Raw genomic sequence first — 22845 nt, forward strand, 5'->3', positions numbered from 1 at the left:
TAAGTTCATCGGGCCAACGTTCTCCCACCGCTCTTCGAAAAATCAACATTAAGAACTTAAGGTTGGCTTAATTTTACTTTGAGAGGATTTGCGCCACATAGTCGATGGAACCCCCCTTAATGTTAAAGCTCTTGTTTAAAAGGCCCACTCTCGGGCTAATCAGCTGGCTTCTGCTGATCTCATTTTATCTTGCGACCTTCCTGAACATTGCGTTCTATAAACAAGTGCTGCAAGACCTGCCTCTGGACTCTGTGCGTAACGTGCTGGTGTTTTTATCAATGCCGGTGGTCGCGTTCAGCGTCATGAACATTGTGCTGACACTGGCCTCATTCCTGTGGCTTAATCGCCTGGTGGCGTGCATTTTCATTCTGGTTGGCGCATCGGCCCAATATTTCATCATGACCTACGGCATCATCATCGACCGCTCAATGATCGCCAATATGATGGACACCACCCCCGCCGAAACCTTTGCTTTGCTGACGCCACAACTGCTCATCACGCTCGGGGTGAGCGGCATTCTGGCCGCACTTATTGCCTGCTGGGTAAAAATCAAACCGATCACGTCTGTCATGCGCAGCATACTGTTCCGTGGCGCGAACATTCTGATCTCCGCACTGCTGATCGTGCTGGTCGCTGCGTTCTTCTATAAAGATTACGCTTCACTGTTTCGCAACAACAAAGAACTGGTGAAATCCCTCAGTCCATCCAACAGCATTGTGGCGACGTCATCCTGGTATTCACACCAGAGGCTGGCCCACCTGCCGCTGGTACGCATTGGCGAAGATGCACACCGCAATCCGTTGATGGTGAAAGAAAAGCGTAAGAACCTGACGATTGTGGTTCTCGGCGAGACTTCACGTGGCGATAACTTCTCGCTGTCAGGCTATTCGCGCCAGACCAACCCGCTGCTGGAAAAAGATAATGTGGTCTATTTCCCCCGCACAACGTCCTGCGGAACGGCAACGGCAGTATCAGTACCCTGCATGTTCTCGGATATGCCACGCGCGCACTACGACGAAGAACTGGCGCAGCATCAGGAAGGCGTGCTCGACATTATTCAACGGGCGGGAGTTAACGTTCTGTGGAACGATAACGACGGCGGCTGCAAAGGGGCTTGCGACCGGGTTCCACACCAGAATATGACTAAGCTGAACCTGCCGGGGCAGTGTATTGACGGTGAATGCTACGATGAAGTCCTGTTCCACGGGCTGGAAGAGTACATTAATAACCTGAAAGGCGACGGCGTGATTGTGTTGCATACCATCGGCAGCCACGGTCCGACCTATTACAACCGCTATCCTGCGCAGTTTAAGAAATTTACGCCAACCTGCGATACCAACGAAATCCAGACCTGTTCACAGCAACAGTTGGTCAATACTTACGACAACACTATTCTTTACGTTGACTATATTGTTGATAAAGCAATCAATATACTGAAAGAGCACCAGGATAATTTCACCACCAGCCTGGTCTATCTTTCCGATCACGGCGAATCCTTAGGGGAAAATGGCGTCTATTTGCACGGCCTGCCGTATTCGATTGCACCTGATACGCAAAAACATGTGCCGATGCTGCTGTGGCTCTCCGAGGATTATCAGCAACGCTATCAGGTCTCTCAGACATGTTTGCAAAAACGGGCAAGCTCAGAAGATTTCTCACAGGATAATCTCTTCTCGACCCTGCTGGGATTAACGGGCGTACAAACACAGAAATATCAGGCGGCGGATGATATTCTGCAACCCTGCCGGGGAGGCTAAACGAATGAAAATCCTGATTGTTGAAGATGATACGTTGTTATTACAGGGACTGATACTCGCCGCGCAAACAGAAGGCTATGCCTGCGACGGCGTATCAACGGCCCGCGCAGCGGAGCAGTGTCTGGAGAGCGGACATTACAGTCTGGTGGTCCTCGACCTGGGCTTACCGGATGAAGACGGCCTGCACTTTCTGAACAGAATCAGACAAAAAAAATACACCGTGCCGGTACTTATCCTCACCGCCCGCGATACGGTGAAGGACCGGGTCAGTGGGCTGGACGTGGGGGCAGATGACTACCTGGTCAAACCGTTCGCACTGGAAGAACTGCACGCCCGCATCCGGGCACTGCTGCGTCGTCACAACAATCAGGGTGAAAGTGAACTCATTGTCAGCAATCTGACGCTGAATATCGGTCGGCGCCAGGTGTGGATGGACGGGCAAGAGGTTATCTTAACGCCGAAAGAATACGCACTCCTGTCGCGCCTGATGCTCAAAGCGGGCAGCCCGGTACACCGGGAAATTTTGTATAACGACATCTACAGCTGGGATAACGAACCGTCGACCAATACGCTGGAAGTGCACATTCACAACCTGCGCGACAAAGTCGGAAAATCTCGCATCCGCACGGTCAGGGGATTTGGCTATATGCTGGTTGCCACTGAGGAAAGCTAAGTGAAGCTGCTGCAATATCTAAAACAACCGCTCCCGCTTCGTCATCGCCTGATGCTGACGATTGGTCTTATTCTGCTGGTCTTTCAGCTGATTAGCACCTTCTGGTTGTGGCATGAAAGTACCGAGCAAATACAGTTATTCGAACAGGCATTGCGCGAAAATCGCAACAACGATCGCCACATCATGCATGAGATCCGCGAGGCCATCGCCAGTCTGATCGTCCCCGGCATCTTTATGGTCAGCCTGGCACTGCTGATTTGCTACCAGGCAGTGCGACGTATTACTCGCCCGCTGGCAGATCTGCAAAAAGAGCTGGAGGCGCGGGCAGCCGATAACCTGACCCCGATTGAAATTCACAGCTCAACCATTGAGATCCAGGCGGTTGTCTCCGCGCTCAACGACCTGGTAACGCGGCTAACCAGCACGATTGAAAACGAACGCTTATTTACCGCCGATGTCGCTCACGAACTGCGCACACCGCTGTCAGGCGTGCGCCTGCATCTGGAATTATTATCCAAAACCCATAAGGTCGACGTTTCGCCGCTAATTGCCCGGCTAGATCAAATGATGGACAGCGTATCGCAACTGCTGCAACTCGCCCGCGTCGGACAGTCGTTTTCGGCCGGGAGCTACCAGCATGTCAAGCTGCTGGAGGATGTTATTCTGCCCTCCTACGATGAACTCAGCACCATGCTGGACCAACGTAAACAGACGCTGCTCCTGCCACAAAGCGCGGCGGACGTTGTTGTGCCTGGTGATGCTACGCTGTTGCGGATGCTACTACGAAATCTGGTGGAAAACGCGCATCGTTACAGCCCGGAAGGCACCCATATTACAATTAGCCTTAACACAGAGCATGATGCCGTCCTTGCCGTCGAAGATGAAGGGCCGGGCATTGATGAAAGTAAATGTGGGGAGTTGAGTAAAGCGTTTGTGCGTATGGACAGCCGCTTTGGCGGAATTGGACTGGGGCTGAGCATTGTCAGTCGCATCACCCAGTTACATCAAGGGCATTTCTATTTGCAAAATCGCCAGGGAGCCAACGGCACTCGCGCATGGGTGAAATTGGCGAAAATTCAGTAAGAGCTCACCCATACATACAAAAAGCTGCTGACGATCAGCAAACTGCACACGGTGGTCAAACTTTCATAAATACGGGTTTTCATGACACTCTCCTCCGAAACTATGGAGGAGAGTTTGCCTGAAGGATATTAAGCCAACCTTAAGGCCACGCGCCGGATGGCGGCTGACGCCTTATCCGGCCTACAAAGTACAATGCTACCCGTAGGCCTAAAAGCTGCGTGCCATCAGGCAATGACACGATTACTCATCAATACGCGGATGCTGCTGCACCAGACGCGTGCGCTTAACCTGTAGCTCAGCAATTTCCTGATCGATATCTTCGATTTTCTGTTCAATGTTATCGTAGTGTTCGCCGAGGATCTCTTTCGCTTCCTGAATATCTGAAGCGGCAGGCGTGGCCCCTTTCAGCGGCTGATTGGCGGTCTCTTTCATGGTCACGCCGGTAATTAAACCAATCACCGCAATCACCATCAGATAATAAGCAGGCATCATCAGATTCTGCGAGCTTTCCACCAGCCATGCGGCCAATGTCGGAGTCAGACCAGCAATCAATACCGAGATATTAAACGCGGCGGCCAGTGCACTGTAGCGAATATGCGTCGGGAACATCGCCGGTAACGTGGACGCCATCACCCCGGTAAAGCAGTTGAGGATCACCGCCAACATCAGCAACCCGGCGAAAATCAGACCGATAACATTACTGTTAATCAGGATAAATGCCGGAATCGCCAGCACAAACAGCGCAATACTGCCCATGATCACAAACGGACGACGCCCGAAGCGGTCGCTGAGCAACCCCATAATCGGCTGCACAAACAGCATACCAATCATGATGGCGATAATAATCAACACACCGTGGTCTTCGGAGTAATGCAGGTTATGCGACAGGTAGCTCGGCATATAGGTGAGCAGCATGTAGTAGGTGACGTTGGTAGCAATCACCAGACCAACACATGCCAACAAGCTGCGCCAGTGCTTAGTCGCAATCTCTTTAAACGAAACCTTCGGACCTTCCTGTAGACCCTGACGATCGCCCTGCTCCAGTTTATCCACGTGCTGCTGGAACGCCGGCGTCTCTTCCAGCGCATGACGCAGGTACAGACCAATCAGCCCTAACGGTAGCGCCAGGAAGAACGGAATACGCCAGCCCCAGTCAAGGAAATTTTCCTCGCCGACGACGGTTGAAATCAGAACCACCACGCCCGCACCCAGCACAAACCCGGCAATCGAGCCGAAGTCCAGCCAACTGCCCATAAATCCACGCTTACGGTCCGGCGAATATTCCGCGACAAAAATCGACGCCCCGGTGTACTCTCCGCCGACCGAGAATCCCTGTGCCATCTTACACAGCAGCAGCAGAATCGGCGCCCAGATACCAATCGAGGCATACGAGGGAATAAGACCGATACAGAAGGTACTTATCGACATAATCACAATGGTGATAGCCAGTATCTTCTGACGACCGTATTTATCGCCGAGCATACCGAAGAACAATCCGCCAAGCGGTCGAATCAGAAAGGGAACAGAGAAGGTGGCGAGTGCAGCAACCATCTGCACGCTGGGGTCAGCCCCCGGGAAGAACACTTTACCTAATGCGTAAGCAACAAATCCATAAACACCAAAATCGAACCATTCCATCGCATTACCTAACGACGCTGCGGTAATGGCTTTTCGCAATTTACCGTCATCAATGATGGTAACGTCGCGCAGCGTTATCGGTTTTATTTTTTTCCTTTTTAGCATACTCGTCCTCATAGACTTAGCCCTGTCACGCTCCAGTTCGAATCCCCCAACGCCCATGCGTCAAGGTCATCACCGAGCGGGGAACGCACAGGCGCATTCCCTGTAACAAGCGTAGCAGGTTTACTTACACTGACGAGAAACGCACAGTACAACCGAACCTGTTGACGCCTGATTGGGCGGTTAATGACCTCTTTACCCTAACAGCGTTTAAATTTGTGATCAACTTCACATATAGTTTTTCATTTCGTCAACATGCGTAAATTAGGTCATTCTTAGTCATCTTTTTTACATGTAACGCTTGCGATTTACTGACAATTAAATACAAGAATAAATCTCTTTATTGCACCAACAATCACAGCGGTCATTATTATTCTGCTAGCAAAAAAACACCTAATCCCTTCACAAAAAGATCACAGCTTTTTTAATAATCAGAGCGACCGGGAACTTTTGCTCGGAATATGTGATGAAGATAACTAAAACGCCGTTTTATTTTGATTGAATCAATGTTCCCATGAATGCAAACTAATTCCAGACGCAATATCCCTGGGAGCAGCAACACGCTCAACGTATGCCGCGTTAGATTTTATAAAACAAAGAGATAGCGAGTTTCTTTGTTAAGAAAAACCAGTAACCATTTGAATTTATTAATTTTTACTTTCTTGCGCTAGTATTAGCGGCGACAAGACATGAGGACGTTTATGAAAATTAAAGCCACGATTGAACGCATCCCCGGTGGAATGATGTTGATTCCTCTGTTATTAGGCGCAGTGTTAAATACGTTAGCTCCGGATACCGGTGCGTATTTCGGTTCGTTTACCAAAGGAATGATCAGCGGAACGGTACCGATTCTGGCAGTGTGGTTTTTTTGTATCGGCGCATCTATTGATTTACGGGCAACCGGCACGGTATTACGCAAGTCCGGTACGCTGGTAATAACCAAAATAGCCGTGGCGTGGGTAGTGGCAATGATTGCGGCTTCATTCATTCCTGATACCGGTATTCAAACCGGGTTCTTTGCAGGCCTCTCAGTTTTGGCAATTGTCTCCGCAATGGACATGACCAACGGTGGTTTGTACGCCAGCCTGATGAACCAGTACGGCACCAAAGAAGAGTCTGGCGCATTTGTGTTGATGTCTCTGGAATCCGGCCCGTTAATGACCATGGTGATCCTCGGCTCCGCGGGTCTGGCCTCCTTCGAGCCACACCATTTCATCGGCGCGGTATTACCGTTCCTGATTGGCTTTACATTAGGCAACCTGGATCATGACCTGCGTTCTTTCTTCAGCAAAGCCACTCCGGTGCTGATCCCGTTCTTCGGCTTCGCGTTGGGTAACACCATTAACCTGAGCGTAATCGTTGATACCGGTCTGCTGGGTATCCTGCTGGGTGTCGCGGTTATCGTCATCACCGGTATCCCGCTGATTATTGCAGACCGTGTTATTGGTGGCGGGAACGGTACGGCAGGCGTAGCAGCCTCTTCAGCAGCAGGCGCTGCGGTAGCAAACCCGGTGATTATCGCCCAGATTAACCCGGCGTTCGAACCGGTTGCCGCATCCGCTACGGCGCTGGTTGCCGCCAGCGTAATTGTCACCGCCATTCTGGTGCCGATTATCACCGCGCTGTACGCCAAACGTTTTAATAAAAACCTGGTCGCCAACGAAACGGTGTCCACCCCGGCAGACTCTCTGCACCACTAACTCTGTCTTAGCCACACTGACCGTCCCTGCTCAATTGATGAGTGGGGACGGTGCAAAAATCTCCTCAACCATCGCATCAGCCAGTCGTTTCGCCGAACACAATCGCGGCATTCCTAACGCCACATTTTGCCAACGCTGCGTCACCGACCAGCTCACCGGATGACGCTGCGCATCGCACCAGCCGCCTAACCAGCTCAGCATATCGTTATACTCGCCCGATCCGCCGACAACTGGCGTGCTGAGCCAATGATGATAGTAATGACGCGTAGCAGGCGCCGCATTCACGCTGTCCGCCAACGCCTGAGCGGCCATGGTTCGCAGGTTGTCTTTTAGCATTAACACCACATCGGAATTCGCTAACCGGCAGGCGTCACCGAAGGCTCCCCAGCGCAACTCCTCCAGCGCAACAAAACAGCGTCCAGGTAACGACCAACCGTCATATGCGCCAGCCCGCCAGCGGGTAAAAATTTGTTCGCTGTGTTCGCCCGCCTGAACCGTCAGACCACGCTGGGTCAGCGCCTTCTCTTTATACGCAGCGCGTTGGGTAAACCAGTCAGTCAGTGAATTTATTTGTTGTAAAAGACCGGGGGTTGAAAGCCCACGCGGGTGTTCGGTTTGTTGTAAAAACTTCAGCCCTTCGGCAATACGCACCAGCGCCAGATGGCCTGGGTCGATCATGCCCGCCAACTTTTCTACCAGCTTAAGACGCATCACCAGATGCTCGCTGGACACTCCCGCCATCACCCACGCCCGCAGTTGTGTCTGGGATAACACCTCCTGCGTCAGACGCGCGCGCAGCCGCTGCTGCTGTTGCAGAAAACCGCCGGAACGTTTGGTTTCATCTCCCTGAACCAGATCGACCATAAACTTCGGGTAGACACACTCCAGCGTCCTCCCGGGGCCTTCCAGTAAAACGTTAGTCATGTGTGCTCGGTTGCAAAAAGGGTATTGATATCGTCACGCAGCAAACGGGAATCTTCATAAAGCCATGCCGCAATCGTAATGCGCTGCTGCAATTGCTCATTCATTGCATTCACCGCGGATTCATTTTGTTGGCGTAGCGTCAGACTCTCACTCAGGCTCGCCTGCAATTGCGCCAGACACAGTGAAAAATCTGCAAAAAACGTGGCCATGCCTGCCGTAACGGAAATATCGACCTGAGCAACTAAAGCTTTACGAATTTGTTGGCAAAACTGGGAGACATACTGCACAAGGTTCTTATGCAAAGCGCCCATATCAATGAGATAACGCGTTTTTGTTTCGACGTAATCATTCCATCCCCAGTTGGGTTGATTTAGCCAACGAGAGAAAGTGTCACGCACCGCACCACCAGTAGACGGTGGATTTTCCACCGGGATATCCTGTTCAATGGCTTCGTTAAACAATTGGCGGGTATTGAAATTAAACATCGCTGTATGGAACGCTGGAAAACGGATCCGCGCACGAAAACCGGCGTGGTTTAGCTCCTCTTTCACCCTTTGCTCAATTGGCCGCATCGCGTCATTTAGCGCCCGGGAGAGCGTCGACTCAAGCTGTTCAAAACGCAGGGCTAAGTCACGGCTGATGCTTTCCTGCGCTGCCAGCAATACCCCCTCGCAGGACGAGCGAATTTTATCTAACACAATTTTCGCCTGGCCTTCATCGTGCAGCACCAGCATTTCTCCGGCCATTTCTGCCGAGGAGACGCCAGCTCCCAGGCTATGTTGTGACATCATCAGGACGTTTTCTTTGATAAAGAACGTGTTGATACCGCAAAGAATCTCGGTTTGTTGCTCTCTGAGATAGGCTGCAGCAGCCTCCAGCGCCAGTTCTACTTCATGGCTGACTTCATCGCTCACCCGCCCCTGGCTCACTTCTAACTGCTGCATATCCTCTTCAATATGCGTGATGTTCAGCCGCAGTTTGTCATAGGCGACCGTTAACCCGTGGGCACGAAACTCCAGATATTCGTGCACGCTTTGCGCATAGTTCAATAACTTATGTGACGCTGAGCGTAGCGCATACAGCGATGCATTGGCGTAAGCGGCGTGAATCACTTTCTGGATAGGCTGTTCAAACAGCGAGTCTTCCCACAACAGGTCGGCGGCATGACGGATATGCTCCGTATCTTCAAGATCGGTGGTACGCCAGCGTCTGCCAAGCGCCGCTTCGGCAAAATCCTGCACCCAACGTTGCACCTGATGATCCGGCAGTCGCCCACGGGCCGTCAGCTCATGACGCGCCCTGTTTGCCAGATAGCCCCACATTGAGGAAACCGGATAGATTCTCTCAGGGGCAATGCCACCTTGCATCAACGTGCCAGAAATCAACGCCCGCACCTGCTCTTCATCGTCACTGTTGCGGTCTTTCTGATCAAACTTGTTCACCAGCGCATACAGCGGTACTGACTTGCCAACCGCCATAATCGCCTGACGCACTTCCTCATCAGAAATCGATTTCAATTGGGTGTAATCCAACACCGCCAGTACCGCAGAGGCCCGTACCAGCTGTTCATTAAGCATTTTTTGTAAGTGCGGTTGTCCCGCCTCGTTCGGCCCCGGCGTATCCAGCAACGTTAATTGCCCTGGGTAGCTTGCTTGTCCGGCCAAATGGACAAACTCAACCTCAATAACCGGAATATGCTCAATCGCGGCATAGGCAGCAAAAGGAAAATCAACATCCAATGCTTTTGACAGGCGCACCAGGTCGTTCAGGCTTTTAAGGCAATGGAAAATAGGCTGTGCGCCAAGATAATACCGTTCAAATGCCACGCCGTTTTCAATATGCTGCAGCAGGACATTCATATCCTTGTCAATTTCCAGGGTCTGCGTAAGACGCAGGCGATCGCACTCGCGCACACGCTGCTGTAAAACCTTCATTAAGGCATCAATCGGCGCGACATGTGAAAAATGCAGGACCGGCTCTTTCTGCCCCGGCGTATGACGAATTAGCGTTGGTAACGCCGTCATGGGGCGATTACGATTAGGTAAAACTTCTGTCCCTACAATCGCGTTAATCGTCGTCGATTTTCCCGCTTTCATCGTGCCAACAATCGCCAGCACCATTTCCAGACGCGTAATCTTGCGCAACTCATTATTGAGCGTTGCTTGCTGGACATCCATGCCACGCGCGCTGAAATGCAGGGGCTGAACAACCTGACTGCTATGCTCTCCTTGTTTTAGCGCGACATCATCCAACGACGTCATGGGCAATTTTTGCAATTGCCTGAGATGTTCAAGCGAGAGCATCAGCAAGCGTTCCGCTTCCTGACTTAATTCATATATTGTCTGTGTGTGCATGGAAAATCTTTCCTTAACGCAAATAGCATTGCTTTTATTTAGCCCAATCGTTTTATTTATAGATTTTTTGGCTTTTATAATTACGTGTGGAAATAATTAAAATCAAAACAACCAATTGATATTATTAAAATAAGTTTGGCGTACAACCGCTGGCCTGAAACCTCTCACTTATGTAATAAGTAAGAAAGATAAACAGCGTAGTTCAGTTTTAAAAAATGCCAGCTTAATCCCCCTACTAAAATTAAGGGGGATTGAGATATTCAATCACAATGACTTAGACATCCCCAGGCGATGTTACCTATGAATATCAGATATTTCGCCTCACCTTATCTTAAATAACCTGACGTAGCAATTTCCCTTAAAAAATATTACCCCATACTTTCATTGAGGTAAAAGCAAAGGGTCTTTACAGCAGATCATTTGCATAATCACGCAGTAGTCCCGACAAAAGCAGGGATTTTATGTATAATTGCGGCCTTTTTCGGCAATCTGCCATTTTTTGGGCGCATTTGCCCCTGCTGACTTTTGAGGAAATCCACATGTCATTACCACACTGCCCACAATGCAACTCCGAATACACTTACGAAGATAACGGCATGTTCATCTGCCCGGAATGCGCGCACGAATGGAACGATGCTGAACCGGCACAGGACAGCGACGAACTGATCGTTAAAGATGCCAACGGCAACCTGCTGGCCGACGGCGACAGCGTTACCGTCGTGAAAGACCTGAAGGTAAAAGGTAGCTCTTCCATGCTGAAGATCGGTACCAAAGTGAAAAACATTCGCCTGGTTGAAGGTGACCACAACATCGATTGCAAAATCGATGGCTTTGGCCCAATGAAGCTGAAATCTGAGTTTGTGAAAAAGAACTGATGCAAATTGCCTGATGGCACTACGCTCATCAGGTCTACACCAGCTCATCTGCCAGGCGGGAAGCTCATACTTCCCGCCTGGTTTATTTATGCAGACGATAACTACACTTAACTGGTTTCTTTTACCTGAGGTAAAGATTATGCCGTTAAGTCCCTATATCTCCTTTGCAGGCAACTGCGCTGACGCTATCGCCTACTATCAAAAAACGTTAGGCGCTGAACTGCTCTACAAAATCAACTTCGGTGAAATGCCCAAATCGGCGCAGGATAGTGAAGATGGTTGCCCTTCAGGCATGAAATTCCCCGACACCGCCATCGCCCACGCCAACCTGCGCGTTGCGGGCAGCGACATCATGATGAGCGATAGCGCCCCGGACGGAAATGCTCACTACTCTGGCTTTACGCTGGTGCTCGACACGCAAAACGTCGATGAAGGCAAACGCTGGTTCGATAACCTGGCAGCAAACGGAAAAATCGAAATGGACTGGCAGGAAACCTTCTGGGCCCACGGTTTCGGTAAAGTGAGCGACCAGTATGGCGTGCCGTGGATGATCAACGTCGTCAAACAACAGCAACCCCCTACAGAGTAATCCAACGGGAGGCCAGCCCTCCCGTACTGTCATCAAATAGCGCTCAACTCTTCATCATCGAGTAACTATCCCTTAACGAAAACGTCACATTGATCCGCCACGATGGGGCCACTTTTTTAGGGAGGCCGCAGCATGCAAACGATTATTCGCGTCGAAAAACTCTCCAAGTCCTTCAATCAACATCAGGCGCTCAATGCGGTTGATCTGAATATCTGTTCCGGTGAGATGGTGGCTCTGCTTGGGCCGTCCGGCTCCGGCAAATCCACCCTTTTACGTCATTTAAGCGGTTTGATCGTCGGTGATAAATCACCCGGTAGCCGCGTCGAGCTGCTGGGCCGCACCGTTCAACATGAAGGCCGCCTGGCGCGCGATATCCGCAAAAGCCGCGCCCACACCGGCTACATCTTCCAGCAGTTCAATCTGGTGAACCGCCTGACAGTGCTGGAGAACGTCCTGATTGGCGCGCTCGGCAGCACACCGTTCTGGCGCACCTGTTTTAGCTGGTTTACCGCTGAGCAGAAACAGCGTGCATTACAAGCGTTAACCCGCGTTGGCATGGCGCACTTTGCATACCAGCGTGTTTCCACGCTTTCGGGCGGACAACAGCAGCGCGTCGCAATCGCCCGCGCGCTGATGCAGCAGGCCAAAGTGATCCTTGCCGATGAGCCGATTGCCTCACTGGACCCGGAATCCGCACGCATCGTGATGGACACCCTACGCGACATCAACCAGACCGACGGCATCACCGTGGTCGTCACGCTGCATCAGGTGGATTACGCCCTGCGCTACTGCGAACGCATCGTCGCGCTGCGCCAGGGCAACGTCTTCTTTGATGGCAGCAGCCAGCATTTTGATAACGATCGTTTTGACCATCTTTACCGCAGCATGAACCGCGTCGAACAGAACGCGCAGGCTGCATAGTTCTAAAAAACCAGGCGTTATTGGCGCAGCCAGGCTGGAGACGGCCAGCGCGGAAAAACCGGAGCGTACACGCAGTACGTGAGGATTTTGAGCACTGCCCGGATTCAGGCTGGCAAGTGAAATAGCCTGGAACAATGACTAATTAAGGAAACGACATGAGCTATAAGACAGTTGCCGCGCTGGCTTTCACCAGCATGTTTAGCGTCAGTACCTTGTTAAGCCCGGCGCATGCCGAAGAGCAAGAAAAAGCGCTGAACTTTGGCATTATTTCGACCGAGTCACAGCAAAACCTGAAGCCGCAGTGGGAACCGTTCCTGAAGGACATGGAAAAATCACTGGGCGTGAAAGTGAACGCCTTCTTCGCCCCGGACTACGCCGGGATCATCCAGGGCATGCGCTTTAACAAAGTGGATATCGCCTGGTACGGCAACCTCTCGGCAATGGAAGCGGTGGATCGCGCTAACGGGCAAGTATTTGCCCAGACCGTTGCCGCCGACGGATCCCCAGGTTACTGGAGCGTGTTGATCGTTAACAAAGACAGTCCGATCAATAACCTGAACGATCTGATCGCCAAACGTAAGGATCTGACCTTCGGCAACGGCGATCCCAACTCAACGTCAGGCTTCCTTGTTCCCGGCTACTACGTCTTTGCCAAAAACAACATCTCCGCGAGCGATTTCAAACGCACCGTTAACGCCGGACACGAAACCAACGCCCTGGCAGTCGCCAACAAGCAAGTCGATGTCGCCACCAACAACACCGAAAACCTCGACAAGCTGAAAACTTCCGCGCCGGAAAAGCTGAAAGAGCTGAAGGTGATCTGGAAGTCACCGCTGATCCCGGGCGATCCGATCGTCTGGCGTAAAAACCTCTCCGAAACCACCAAGGACAAGGTGTACGACTTCTTTATGAATTACGGCAAAACGCCGGAACAGAAAACCGTACTGGAACGCCTTGGATGGGCACCGTTCCGCGCCTCCAGCGATCTGCAACTGGTGCCGATTCGCCAGCTGGCACTGTTTAAAGAGATGCAGGGTGTGAAGGACAACAAAGGGCTGAACGAGGAAGAGAAAACCAGCAAAACCTCGGCGTTGAAAGCGCAGCTCGATGACCTTGACCGTCTGACCGCCGCACTGGGCGCTATGACCAGCGTCACCAAAGCGGTGCAGTAACCCTGGTGCCCGGTGGCGCTTCGCTTACCGGGTCTACGATGTTTTGTAGGCCGGATAAGGCCCCTGCGCCGCCATCCGGCAATAACCTATGCACGGAGCTAAACATGCAAACCATCACCGTCGCCCCGCCCAAACGTAGCTGGTTCTCGCTGCTGAGCTGGGCCATTCTGCTCGCCGTACTGGTGGTCTCGTGGAAAGGTGCCGAAATGGCTCCGCTCACGCTGATCGAAGATTCCGGCAATATGGCAACCTTCGCCGCCGACTTCTTCCCACCGGACTTCAGCCAGTGGCAGGACTATCTCGGTGAAATGGCCGTCACCCTGCAAATTGCCGTCTGGGGGACTGCCCTCGCCGTGGTGCTATCGATTCCCTTCGGCCTGATGTGCGCCGATAACCTGGTGCCGTGGTGGATTTACCAGCCGATGCGCCGCCTGATGGACGCCTGCCGCGCCATCAATGAAATGGTCTTCGCGATGCTGTTCGTGGTCGCCGTCGGGTTAGGGCCATTCGCCGGGGTGATGGCGCTGTTTATCCACACTACCGGGGTACTCTCCAAGCTGCTTTCCGAAGCGGTAGAAGCCATTGAGCCGGGTCCGGTAGAAGGTATTCGCGCCACCGGAGCCAACAAAATTGAAGAGATTCTGTACGGCGTTCTGCCACAGGTCATGCCGCTGCTTATCTCCTACTCGCTGTATCGCTTTGAATCCAATGTTCGCTCAGCCACGGTAGTCGGCATGGTGGGCGCAGGTGGTATTGGCGTGACCTTATGGGAAGCGATTCGCGGCTTCCAGTTCCAGCAAACCTGCGCCCTGATGGTGTTAATCATCGTCACCGTCAGCCTGCTGGATTTCCTTTCCCAGCGTTTGCGTAAGCACTTTATCTGATTAGCGAGGCATTGATTGCTATGCACTTGTCTACACATCCGACCAGTTATCCAACGCGTTATCAGGAAATTGCCGCGAGACTTGAGCAGGAGCTACGTCAACATTATCGCTGCGGTGACTATCTGCCCGCCGAGCATCAGCTTGCCGCGCGCTTCGAGGTAAACCGCCACACCCTGCGCCGCGCCATTGACCAGTTGGTTGAACGCGGTTGGGTTCAGCGTCGCCAGGGAGTCGGCGTACTGGTGCTGATGCGCCCGTTCGATTACCCGCTTAATGCCCAGGCACGCTTTAGTCAGAACCTGCTGGACCAGGGCAGCCACCCCACCAGCGAAAACTGCTGGCGGTGCTGCGTCCGGCCTCCAGCCACATTGCCGATGCGCTCAGCATAAACGAGGGCGATAACGTGATTCACCTGCGCACCCTGCGTCGGGTTAACGGGATCGCACTGTGCCAGATCGACCACTATTTTTCCGACCTCACGCTGTGGCCGCTGCTGCAAGGCTTTAACAGCGGCTCACTGCACGACTATCTGCGCCAACAATCAGGTCTGACGCTGCTGCGCACGCAAACGCGCATCAGCGCCCGCCGCGCGCAGGCCAAAGAGAGCAAGGTGCTGGAAATCCCCAATATGGCGCCGCTGCTGTGCGTGCGCACCCTGAACCACCGTGAAGGCGAAGAACACGCGGCGGAATACTCCGTCAGCCTGACCCGCGCCGACATGATCGAATTCACTATGGAGCACTGAATGCATTTCGATACCGCCACCCGCCAGCGCTGGATGCGCGCGCTGGCTTACAGCAATGCCGATGCCCTGAACGCCCGCATCAACGCGCTCAAACTGACGCCGGACTATGAACTTATCCGCGCACCGGAAAGCGGACTGATGCAGATCCAGGCCCGTATGGGCGGTACCGGTAACCGCTTCTTTGCCGGTGACACCACGCTTACCCGCGCAGTGGTACGCCTGAAGAGCGGCACGCTGGGTTACAGCTACCTGCTGGGACGCAATAAGCAACATGCCGAGCAGTGCGCGGTAATTGACGCGCTACTGCAGGAACAAACGCATTTCCAGAACCTAATGGAAACCTTAATTGCCCCGCTGGAAGCGGAACGCGATGCGTTGATTAACGCACGCTGTGCCGAAGTCAACGCCAGCCGGGTCGACTTCTTCACGCTGGTACGCGGAGATAACGCATGACCTTACAGACCGCATTTAATTTACCCGTTCAGGATGCTCAGCAGAGCTTTCGTCGCCTGCTGAAAGCCATGAGCGAACCGGGCGTAATCGTCGCCCTGCATCAGCTGAAACACGGCTGGCAGCCGCTGGGTCTGGCGACCACCAGCGTGCTGCTGACCCTGGTCGATGGCGACACGCCGGTCTGGCTGGCACCGTCGATGGATAACGATATCGCCCGGCAGAACCTGCGTTTTCACACCAACGCGCCGCTGGTGGATCAACCACAGTTGGCGGCCTTTGCCGTCGCCGACGAACGTATCAGCAGCGAACAGCTTAACGCCCTCTCCGCCGGTTCCGCCGTCGCGCCAGAAACCAGCGCCACGCTGATTGTGCAGGTCTCTGGCTTAAGCGGCGGACGCATGCTGCGTCTGACCGGCGCGGGCATCGCCGAAGAGCGCATGATCGCGCCACAGCTGCCGGAATGCCTGATTCACGAACTCACCGAACGCCCGCATCCGTTCCCACTGGGGGTCGATCTGATCCTCACCTGTGGCGAACGCCTGCTGGCTATTCCGCGAACCACCCATGTGGAGGTGTGCTGATGTACGTCGCCGTCAAAGGGGGCGAAAAGGCGATAGCCAACGCCCACGCCCTGCAGGAAAACCGACGCCGGGGCGATGAGACCATTACTGAACTGAGCGTGGCGCAAATCGAACAGCAGATGAACCTGGCTGTTGATCGGGTGATGACCGAAGGTGGCATCGCTGACCGCGAACTGGCTGCACTGGCGCTCAAACAGGCCAGCGGCGATAACGTCGAGGCCATCTTTTTGCTCCGCGCCTACCGCACTACGCTGGCAAAGGTAGCTGTCAGCGAACCGGTTAACAGCGCAGAAATGCGTCTTGAGCGCAGAATCTCCGCGGTCTACAAGGATATTCCCGGCGGGCAGCTGTTGGGTCCAACCTATGACTATACCCATCGCCTGCTGGATTTTACCTTACTGGCCAATGGCGAAACCCCGCCTCTGCGCAGCGCAGACGGCGCGCAGGATGCCTCCCCGCACGTCTTTTCCCTGCTGGCGAACCAGGGCCTGGCTAAACGTGAAGAGGATGATGGCGCAACACCCGACGACATCACCCGCACGCCGCCGGTTTACCCCTGCTCACGCGCTTCACGTCTGCAACAGCTGATGCGTGGTGACGAGGGATATTTGCTGGCGCTGGCCTACTCCACCCAGCGCGGCTACGGGCGCAACCACCCGTTTGCCGCCGAAATCCGTAGCGGCTATGTGGCACTGGAAACCGTACCGGAAGAGCTGGGATTTGCGGTGAACGTCGGCGAACTGCTGATGACGGAATGTGAAATGGTCAACGGTTTTGTCGCGCCAGAAAATGAATCCCCCCATTTTACCCGCGGCTACGGGCTGGTGTTCGGTATGAGCGAACGTAAAGCGATGGCGATGGCGCTGGTGGACCGCGCCCTACAGGCAGCCGAATACGATGAAACGGTCACAGGACCGGCGCAGGACGAAGAGTTCGTGCTGGCGCATGCGGATAACGTCGAGGCGGCGGGTTTTGTTTCGCACCTCAAACTTCCCCATTACGTCGATTTCCAGGCCGAACTGGAACTGCTCAAACGCCTGCAACAGGAGGCCACCCGTGACCACTAACCTCTCCGGCTACAACTTTGCCTATCTTGATGAGCAGACCAAACGCATGATCCGCCGCGCAATTCTGAAAGCGGTAGCGATCCCCGGTTACCAGGTACCGTTTGGCGGACGTGAAATGCCGATGCCATACGGATGGGGAACCGGCGGCATTCAACTTACCGCCAGCGTGATTGGCGAGCCGGACGTGCTGAAAGTGATTGACCAGGGTGCGGACGACACCACTAACGCCGTATCGATTCGTAATTTCTTCAAGCGTGTGACCGGAGTGAATACCACTGAGCGTACGGAAGATGCGACGCTGATCCAGACCCGCCACCGCATCCCGGAGACGCCGCTGGTGGAAGATCAAATAATCATCTTCCAGGTACCGATCCCCGAGCCGCTGCGCTTTATCGAACCGCGTGAAACGGAAACTCGCACCATGCACGCGCTGGAAGAGTACGGCATCATGCAGGTGAAACTGTATGAAGATATCGCCCGCTTCGGTCATATCGCCACCACTTACGCCTATCCGGTGAAGGTCAACGACCGCTACGTCATGGACCCGTCGCCCATCCCGAAATTCGACAATCCGAAGATGGACATGATGCCGGCCCTGCAACTGTTTGGCGCAGGCCGCGAAAAACGCATCTATGCCGTTCCACCTTACACCCGCGTGGAAAGTCTCGATTTCGACGATCACCCGTTTACCGTGCAGAGCTGGGATGAACCTTGTGCCATCTGCGGCTCAACCCACAGCTATCTCGATGAAGTGGTGCTCGATGACAGCGGCAAACGCATGTTTGTCTGCTCCGACACCGATTACTGCCGCCAACAGAGCGAGGCCCTCAGCAAATGACGCAACCGCTGCTTTCAGTCAACAACCTGACCCATCTCTACGCGCCGGGCAAGGGCTTCAGCGATGTCTCTTTTGACCTGTGGCCAGGCGAAGTGCTGGGTATCGTCGGCGAGTCCGGTTCCGGCAAAACCACGCTGCTGAAATCGATCTCTTCACGGCTGACGCCGCAGAACGGTGAGATTTTGTATCAGAACCGTTCGCTGTACGGCATGAACGAGGCCGACCGTCGCCGTCTGCTGCGCACCGAATGGGGCGTGGTGCATCAGCATCCGCTGGATGGCCTGCGCCGTCAGGTCTCCGCCGGAGGCAATATCGGCGAACGCCTGATGGCCACTGGCGCGCGTCACTACGGCGACATCCGCGCCACCGCGCAGCGCTGGCTGGAGGAGGTGGAGATCCCTGCCTCGCGTATTGACGACCTGCCAACCACCTTTTCCGGCGGTATGCAGCAGCGCCTGCAGATCGCCCGCAACCTCGTCACCCATCCCAAACTGGTGTTTATGGACGAACCCACCGGCGGGCTGGACGTTTCGGTACAGGCCAAACTGCTGGACCTGCTGCGCGGCCTGGTGGTGGAACTGGACCTTGCAGTGGTCATTGTCACCCACGATTTGGGTGTGGCGCGTCTGCTGGCAGACCGTTTGCTGGTGATGAAGCAGGGTCAGGTGGTGGAAAGTGGGTTAACCGACCGCGTGCTCGACGACCCGCACCATCCGTACACCCAGTTGCTGGTGTCGTCCGTTTTGCAAAATTAAACATCGGATGCCGGATGGCAGCTTACGGGGCGCTGTTTGTAGGCCGGATAAGCGCAGCGCCATCCGGCAATAAGAACCATGAGGCTCAAATGATTCGCGTTGAAAACGTCAGTAAAACTTTTGTCCTGCATCAGCAAAACGGCGTGCGTCTGCCGGTGCTGCAAAACGCCACGCTGGAAGTGAAAAATGGCGAATGCGTGGTGCTGCACGGTCACTCGGGTAGCGGCAAGTCCACGCTGCTGCGATCGCTGTACGCCAACTATCTGCCGGATGAAGGACACATCCACATTCGCCACAGCGATGAGTGGGTCGATCTGGTGCAGGCCCCGGCGCGCAAAGTGTTGGAAGTTCGCCGTTCAACCATCGGCTGGGTGAGCCAGTTCCTGCGCGTAATCCCGAGGATTTCCGCGCTGGATGTGGTGATGCAACCGCTGCTGGATCTGGGTGTCTCCCGTGAGGAGTGTGCAGCCAAAGCGGCTAACCTACTTACCCGCCTGAACGTGCCGGAGCGGCTGTGGCACCTGGCACCGTCGACCTTCTCCGGTGGCGAACAGCAGCGCGTCAACATCGCCCGCGGGTTTATCGTCGATTACCCGATTCTGCTGCTCGATGAACCCACCGCCTCGCTGGACGCCAAAAATAGCGCCGCCGTCGTCGCATTGATTGAAGAAGCAAAAGCCCGCGGCGCAGCAATTGTCGGTATTTTTCACGATCAAACCGTGCGCGACCGCGTAGCGGATCGTCTGCATCTGATGGGAACAACAGCATGATTATCAATAATGTAAAGCTGGTACTGGAAGATGACGTGGTGCAAGGATCGCTGGAAATCGAGGGCGGGGTCATTCGCGCCTTTGCTGAAAGTCCGAGCAGCCTACCTGAGGCGCTGGACGGCGAAGGCGGCTGGCTGCTGCCAGGGCTTATCGAGCTGCATACCGATAATCTCGACAAATTTTTTACCCCGCGCCCGAAGGTAGACTGGCCTGCCCACTCGGCAATGAGCAGCCACGACGCGCTAATGGTCGCCAGCGGCATTACCACCGTGCTGGACGCAGTGGCGATTGGCGATGTGCGCGACGGTGGTGACCGTCTGGAAAATCTGGAGAAGATGATCAACGCGGTGGAAGAGACGCAAAAGCGTGGGGTCAATCGCGCCGAGCACCGCCTGCACCTGCGCTGCGAGCTGCCGCATCACACTACCCTGCCGCTGTTTGAAAAACTGGTTGGTCGTGAGCCGGTGACGCTGGTGTCGCTGATGGATCATTCCCCCGGCCAGCGTCAGTTCGCCAATCGTGAGAAGTACCGCGAGTATTATCAGGGCAAGTATTCGCTCACCGACGAGCAGATGGCCCGTTATGAAGAAGAACAGTTAGCGCTGGCTGCGCGTTGGTCACAGCCCAACCGCACGGCGATTGCCCAGATGTGCCGTGAGCGCCAGATTGCGCTGGCGAGCCATGACGATGCCACCTGCGATCATGTGCTGGAATCGCATCAACTTGGCAGCGTGATCGCCGAATTTCCCACAACTTTCGAAGCCGCCGATGCCTCACGCCAGCATGGCATGAACGTGCTGATGGGCGCACCTAACATCGTGCGCGGCGGTTCTCACTCCGGCAACGTGGCGGCACATAGGCTGGCTGAGCTGGGGCTGCTGGATATTCTCTCCTCCGACTACTACCCCGCCAGCCTGCTCGATGCGGCATTTCGCGTAGCGGATGACGACGCTAACCGCTTTACGCTGTCGCAGGCTATTCGTCTGGTGACCCGCAATCCGGCGCGGGCCTTAAATCTCGACGATCGCGGCGTTATTGCCGAAGGTAAACGCGCGGATCTGGTGCTGGCGCATCGCAAAGGCGGCAACATCCATATCGACCACGTCTGGCGTCAGGGCAAAAGGGTATTCTGACTATGGGTAAACTGATCTGGCTGATGGGGCCGTCCGGCTCCGGTAAGGACAGTCTGCTGGCAGAATTGCGTCAGCAGGAACCGGCGCAACTGCTGGTGGCGCATCGCTACATCACCCGCGCCGCCAACGCCGGGAATGAAAATCATATTGCGCTAAGTGAACCAGAGTTTTTTACCCGCGCCGGGCAGAATCTGCTGGCGCTGAGCTGGCACGCCAACGGTTTCTACTACGGCGTCGGCGTGGAGATAGACCTCTGGCTGCACACTGGTTTTGATGTGGTGGTCAACGGCTCGCGTGCGCATCTGCCCCAGGCGCAGGCCCGTTATGGCGCTTCTTTGCTTCCCATTTGCTTACAGGTTTCTCCGGCAATTCTCCGCCAGCGCCTGCAGGCTCGTGGGCGGGAGAGCGAAACGGAAATCGCCGCCCGTCTTGAACGCGCAGCCCGCTACGCCCCGTATGACTGCCACGTCCTGAATAACGATGGTAGTTTGCTACAGTCTGTCGATACACTGCTCGCACTGATGGGACGCAAGGAGAAGAAACATGTCTGTCTGTGAATTACGCCGCGCCACGCTCTACGATACCGATCCGGTTTACGCGCTCATCTGCGAGTTGAAGCAGGGTCAATTTGACCTGCAGGCTTTTAGCGCTGGTTACGCCGCTAATCTGCAAGATGCCAATATGCACTACCAGCTGGCACTGATCGACGGACAGGTCGTCGGCTTGATCGGTCTACACCTGCAGTTTCATCTTCACCACGCCAACTGGATTGGCGAAATCCAGGAACTGGTGGTGATGCCGCAGGCGCGAGGGTTAAGGGTTGGCAGCCAGCTACTGGCCTGGGCCGAAGCCGCCGCACGCGAAGCGGGCGCAGAAGTCACCGAGCTTTCCACCAGCACCCAACGCCTTGACGCACACCGTTTTTACCAGCGCGAAGGCTATACCATGAGCCATTTTCGCTTCACCAAACCGCTGTAGGGGGAGCCATGAGTCTGACCATTACGCTAACGGGAACGGGCGGCGCACAGCTGGTGCCGACATTTGGCTGCGACTGTGCGGCCTGCCAACGAGCACGCTTACAGGCGCAATATCGTCGACGCCCTTGTAGCGGGGTGGTCAAATTCAACAATGCGGTGACGCTGCTGGACGCGGGGATCCCGCATCTGATGGACGACTGGCCAGCGGGCAGCTTCCAGCAGTTTCTGTTGACCCACTATCATATGGATCACGTGCAGGGGCTGTTTCCGCTGCGCTGGGGCGTGGGGGCGACTATCCCGGTGTACGGACCGCCGGATGAACAGGGTTGCGACGATCTGTTTAAGCATCCCGGCATCCTCGATTTTAGCCATACCGTCGCGCCATTCGTAGTGTTTGACCTGCAAGGATTGCAGGTCACGCCGCTACCGCTCAACCATTCAAAGCTGACGTTTGGTTATCTGCTGGAGACCGCACATAGCCGCGTGGCGTGGCTCTCCGATACCGCCGGACTTCCCGACAAGACGCTGAAGTTTCTCCACAATAACCAACCCCAGATGATTATCATCGACTGCAGCCATGCCCCGCGCGCCGAGCCACCGCGCAATCACTGTGATTTAAATACCGTTATCGCGTTGAACGACATTATCCGCTGTCCACGGGTGATCCTGACGCATATCAGCCATCAGTTCGACCTGTGGATAATGGAAAACCAGCTTCCCGCAGGGTTTGAGGCAGGATATGACGGAATGGAGATTATGCTGGAGTAAGGAAATTTGCCGGATGCGATGAAAACATCTTATCCGGCCGACAAGACGACAGCCAGGCGACTTTTCCATAAGCATAGAGAGATTGC

General features: G+C 54.4%; 23 protein-coding genes and 1 pseudogene. 20 read left to right on the top strand and 4 right to left on the bottom strand.

Annotated elements, in window-relative coordinates:
* The first annotated feature begins 119 nt into the window (after positions 1–119).
* Genes eptA through pmrB form a run of 3 tightly spaced genes read left to right on the top strand, consistent with a single transcriptional unit; the run spans position 120 to position 3513 of the window.
* A complete protein-coding gene (eptA, locus tag SK33_RS21490) occupies positions 120–1757 on the top strand; it encodes a phosphoethanolamine transferase EptA (protein ID WP_048219892.1) in 1638 nt (545 codons plus the stop codon).
* 4 nt (positions 1758–1761) lie between these two features.
* The gene (pmrA, locus tag SK33_RS21495; protein ID WP_003031849.1) at positions 1762–2430 is read left to right on the top strand and encodes a two-component system response regulator PmrA; all 669 of its coding nucleotides are present in this window, start codon (positions 1762–1764) and stop codon (positions 2428–2430) included.
* A gap of 51 nt (positions 2431–2481) precedes the next feature.
* Positions 2482–3513 carry a two-component system sensor histidine kinase PmrB gene (gene pmrB / locus SK33_RS21500; protein ID WP_233597844.1) on the top strand — a complete coding sequence of 344 codons (1032 nt, stop codon included), beginning with the start codon at positions 2482–2484 and terminating at the stop codon, positions 3511–3513.
* Here pmrB and pmrR read toward each other — a convergent pair.
* Both pmrR and proP read right to left on the bottom strand, forming a co-directional pair.
* On the bottom strand, positions 3507–3596 hold the full coding sequence (gene pmrR / locus SK33_RS21505; protein WP_008321468.1) for an LpxT activity modulator PmrR: 90 nt from the start codon (positions 3594–3596) through the stop codon (positions 3507–3509). The genes pmrB and pmrR overlap by 7 nt on opposite strands.
* 157 nt (positions 3597–3753) lie before the next feature.
* Entirely contained in the window at positions 3754–5256 is a 1503-nt protein-coding gene (gene proP, locus SK33_RS21510) for a glycine betaine/L-proline transporter ProP (protein WP_003031844.1), read from the bottom strand.
* A gap of 698 nt (positions 5257–5954) precedes the next feature.
* On the opposite strand from proP, the gene kdgT reads away from it, so the two are divergent.
* Positions 5955–6953: a 2-keto-3-deoxygluconate transporter gene (gene kdgT / locus SK33_RS21515; RefSeq protein ID WP_003031841.1), complete on the top strand. Its 999-nt coding sequence runs from the start codon at positions 5955–5957 to the stop codon at positions 6951–6953.
* 30 nt (positions 6954–6983) lie between these two features.
* On the opposite strand, the gene SK33_RS21520 is transcribed toward kdgT, so the two are convergent.
* Together SK33_RS21520 and crfC are read right to left on the bottom strand one after the other, a co-directional pair.
* Positions 6984–7877: a diguanylate cyclase regulator RdcB family protein gene (locus SK33_RS21520; protein ID WP_048219894.1), complete on the bottom strand. Its 894-nt coding sequence runs from the start codon at positions 7875–7877 to the stop codon at positions 6984–6986.
* Positions 7874–10231: a clamp-binding protein CrfC gene (gene crfC, locus SK33_RS21525; protein WP_047389621.1), complete on the bottom strand. Its 2358-nt coding sequence runs from the start codon at positions 10229–10231 to the stop codon at positions 7874–7876. The genes SK33_RS21520 and crfC overlap by 4 nt, the downstream gene beginning before the upstream one ends.
* Before the next feature lie 539 nt (positions 10232–10770).
* Here crfC and SK33_RS21530 point away from each other — a divergent pair.
* From SK33_RS21530 to phnP, 16 genes and pseudogenes are all read left to right on the top strand, one after another.
* Positions 10771–11106, top strand: a complete 336-nt coding sequence (locus tag SK33_RS21530; protein WP_003031835.1) for a zinc ribbon domain-containing protein YjdM — start codon at positions 10771–10773, stop codon at positions 11104–11106.
* 139 nt (positions 11107–11245) lie between these two features.
* The gene (yjdN, locus tag SK33_RS21535; protein ID WP_003031832.1) at positions 11246–11695 is read left to right on the top strand and encodes a VOC family metalloprotein YjdN; all 450 of its coding nucleotides are present in this window, start codon (positions 11246–11248) and stop codon (positions 11693–11695) included.
* A 132-nt stretch (positions 11696–11827) separates the two neighbouring features.
* Entirely contained in the window at positions 11828–12616 is a 789-nt protein-coding gene (gene phnC, locus SK33_RS21540) for a phosphonate ABC transporter ATP-binding protein (RefSeq protein WP_003841124.1), read from the top strand.
* A gap of 155 nt (positions 12617–12771) precedes the next feature.
* Positions 12772–13788 carry a phosphonate ABC transporter substrate-binding protein gene (gene phnD, locus SK33_RS21545; RefSeq protein ID WP_003031828.1) on the top strand — a complete coding sequence of 339 codons (1017 nt, stop codon included), beginning with the start codon at positions 12772–12774 and terminating at the stop codon, positions 13786–13788.
* A 104-nt stretch (positions 13789–13892) separates the two neighbouring features.
* Positions 13893–14672 carry a phosphonate ABC transporter, permease protein PhnE gene (phnE, locus tag SK33_RS21550; RefSeq protein WP_003841119.1) on the top strand — a complete coding sequence of 260 codons (780 nt, stop codon included), beginning with the start codon at positions 13893–13895 and terminating at the stop codon, positions 14670–14672.
* Between the two features lie 20 nt (positions 14673–14692).
* Positions 14693–15417: pseudogene (gene phnF / locus SK33_RS21555) on the top strand (phosphonate metabolism transcriptional regulator PhnF).
* A complete protein-coding gene (gene phnG / locus SK33_RS21560) occupies positions 15418–15870 on the top strand; it encodes a phosphonate C-P lyase system protein PhnG (protein WP_003031825.1) in 453 nt (150 codons plus the stop codon).
* Positions 15867–16451, top strand: a complete 585-nt coding sequence (gene phnH, locus SK33_RS21565; protein ID WP_003031824.1) for a phosphonate C-P lyase system protein PhnH — start codon at positions 15867–15869, stop codon at positions 16449–16451. The genes phnG and phnH overlap by 4 nt, the downstream gene beginning before the upstream one ends.
* A complete protein-coding gene (locus SK33_RS21570; RefSeq protein ID WP_048219896.1) occupies positions 16451–17518 on the top strand; it encodes a carbon-phosphorus lyase complex subunit PhnI in 1068 nt (355 codons plus the stop codon). Before phnH ends, SK33_RS21570 begins: the two co-directional genes overlap by 1 nt.
* Before the next feature lie 46 nt (positions 17519–17564).
* Positions 17565–18356: an alpha-D-ribose 1-methylphosphonate 5-phosphate C-P-lyase PhnJ gene (phnJ, locus tag SK33_RS21575; protein WP_224774781.1), complete on the top strand. Its 792-nt coding sequence runs from the start codon at positions 17565–17567 to the stop codon at positions 18354–18356.
* Entirely contained in the window at positions 18353–19111 is a 759-nt protein-coding gene (gene phnK / locus SK33_RS21580) for a phosphonate C-P lyase system protein PhnK (RefSeq protein WP_003826710.1), read from the top strand. The genes phnJ and phnK overlap by 4 nt, the downstream gene beginning before the upstream one ends.
* Before the next feature lie 89 nt (positions 19112–19200).
* Entirely contained in the window at positions 19201–19881 is a 681-nt protein-coding gene (phnL, locus tag SK33_RS21585; protein WP_003841104.1) for a phosphonate C-P lyase system protein PhnL, read from the top strand.
* Positions 19878–21014, top strand: a complete 1137-nt coding sequence (gene phnM, locus SK33_RS21590; RefSeq protein WP_003031811.1) for an alpha-D-ribose 1-methylphosphonate 5-triphosphate diphosphatase — start codon at positions 19878–19880, stop codon at positions 21012–21014. Before phnL ends, phnM begins: the two co-directional genes overlap by 4 nt.
* A 2-nt stretch (positions 21015–21016) precedes the next feature.
* Complete coding sequence (phnN, locus tag SK33_RS21595) at positions 21017–21571, top strand: ribose 1,5-bisphosphokinase (RefSeq protein WP_003031810.1); 555 nt, start codon at positions 21017–21019, stop codon at positions 21569–21571.
* Positions 21558–21992, top strand: coding sequence for an aminoalkylphosphonate N-acetyltransferase (gene phnO / locus SK33_RS21600; RefSeq protein ID WP_048219898.1), 435 nt, complete (start codon positions 21558–21560; stop codon positions 21990–21992). Before phnN ends, phnO begins: the two co-directional genes overlap by 14 nt.
* An 8-nt stretch (positions 21993–22000) precedes the next feature.
* Positions 22001–22759 carry a phosphonate metabolism protein PhnP gene (gene phnP / locus SK33_RS21605; RefSeq protein WP_048219900.1) on the top strand — a complete coding sequence of 253 codons (759 nt, stop codon included), beginning with the start codon at positions 22001–22003 and terminating at the stop codon, positions 22757–22759.
* The last annotated feature ends 86 nt before the right edge of the window (positions 22760–22845 follow it).

This window comes from Citrobacter sp. MGH103, assembly GCF_001034475.2.
Classification (GTDB): Bacteria; Pseudomonadota; Gammaproteobacteria; order Enterobacterales; family Enterobacteriaceae; genus Citrobacter; species Citrobacter freundii.

What these genes read in the sequence shown, in the direction of transcription:
- SK33_RS21520 (WP_048219894.1), bottom strand. Translation starts at nt 7,877, where the DNA reads ATGACTAACGTTTTACTGGAAGGCCCCGGGAGGACGCTGGAGTGTGTC.
- phnD (WP_003031828.1), top strand. Translation starts at nt 12,772, where the DNA reads ATGAGCTATAAGACAGTTGCCGCGCTGGCTTTCACCAGCATGTTTAGC.
- phnG (WP_003031825.1), top strand. Translation starts at nt 15,418, where the DNA reads ATGCATTTCGATACCGCCACCCGCCAGCGCTGGATGCGCGCGCTGGCT.
- pmrB (WP_233597844.1), top strand. Translation starts at nt 2,482, where the DNA reads ATGCTGACGATTGGTCTTATTCTGCTGGTCTTTCAGCTGATTAGCACC.
- phnO (WP_048219898.1), top strand. Translation starts at nt 21,558, where the DNA reads ATGTCTGTCTGTGAATTACGCCGCGCCACGCTCTACGATACCGATCCG.
- phnN (WP_003031810.1), top strand. Translation starts at nt 21,017, where the DNA reads ATGGGTAAACTGATCTGGCTGATGGGGCCGTCCGGCTCCGGTAAGGAC.
- phnE (WP_003841119.1), top strand. Translation starts at nt 13,893, where the DNA reads ATGCAAACCATCACCGTCGCCCCGCCCAAACGTAGCTGGTTCTCGCTG.
- kdgT (WP_003031841.1), top strand. Translation starts at nt 5,955, where the DNA reads ATGAAAATTAAAGCCACGATTGAACGCATCCCCGGTGGAATGATGTTG.
- proP (WP_003031844.1), bottom strand. Translation starts at nt 5,256, where the DNA reads ATGCTAAAAAGGAAAAAAATAAAACCGATAACGCTGCGCGACGTTACC.
- pmrA (WP_003031849.1), top strand. Translation starts at nt 1,762, where the DNA reads ATGAAAATCCTGATTGTTGAAGATGATACGTTGTTATTACAGGGACTG.
- phnK (WP_003826710.1), top strand. Translation starts at nt 18,353, where the DNA reads ATGACGCAACCGCTGCTTTCAGTCAACAACCTGACCCATCTCTACGCG.
- SK33_RS21530 (WP_003031835.1), top strand. Translation starts at nt 10,771, where the DNA reads ATGTCATTACCACACTGCCCACAATGCAACTCCGAATACACTTACGAA.
- eptA (WP_048219892.1), top strand. Translation starts at nt 120, where the DNA reads ATGTTAAAGCTCTTGTTTAAAAGGCCCACTCTCGGGCTAATCAGCTGG.
- phnJ (WP_224774781.1), top strand. Translation starts at nt 17,565, where the DNA reads ATGATCCGCCGCGCAATTCTGAAAGCGGTAGCGATCCCCGGTTACCAG.
- phnC (WP_003841124.1), top strand. Translation starts at nt 11,828, where the DNA reads ATGCAAACGATTATTCGCGTCGAAAAACTCTCCAAGTCCTTCAATCAA.
- pmrR (WP_008321468.1), bottom strand. Translation starts at nt 3,596, where the DNA reads ATGAAAACCCGTATTTATGAAAGTTTGACCACCGTGTGCAGTTTGCTG.
- phnH (WP_003031824.1), top strand. Translation starts at nt 15,867, where the DNA reads ATGACCTTACAGACCGCATTTAATTTACCCGTTCAGGATGCTCAGCAG.
- yjdN (WP_003031832.1), top strand. Translation starts at nt 11,246, where the DNA reads ATGCCGTTAAGTCCCTATATCTCCTTTGCAGGCAACTGCGCTGACGCT.
- phnL (WP_003841104.1), top strand. Translation starts at nt 19,201, where the DNA reads ATGATTCGCGTTGAAAACGTCAGTAAAACTTTTGTCCTGCATCAGCAA.
- phnM (WP_003031811.1), top strand. Translation starts at nt 19,878, where the DNA reads ATGATTATCAATAATGTAAAGCTGGTACTGGAAGATGACGTGGTGCAA.
- phnP (WP_048219900.1), top strand. Translation starts at nt 22,001, where the DNA reads ATGAGTCTGACCATTACGCTAACGGGAACGGGCGGCGCACAGCTGGTG.
- crfC (WP_047389621.1), bottom strand. Translation starts at nt 10,231, where the DNA reads ATGCACACACAGACAATATATGAATTAAGTCAGGAAGCGGAACGCTTG.
- SK33_RS21570 (WP_048219896.1), top strand. Translation starts at nt 16,451, where the DNA reads ATGTACGTCGCCGTCAAAGGGGGCGAAAAGGCGATAGCCAACGCCCAC.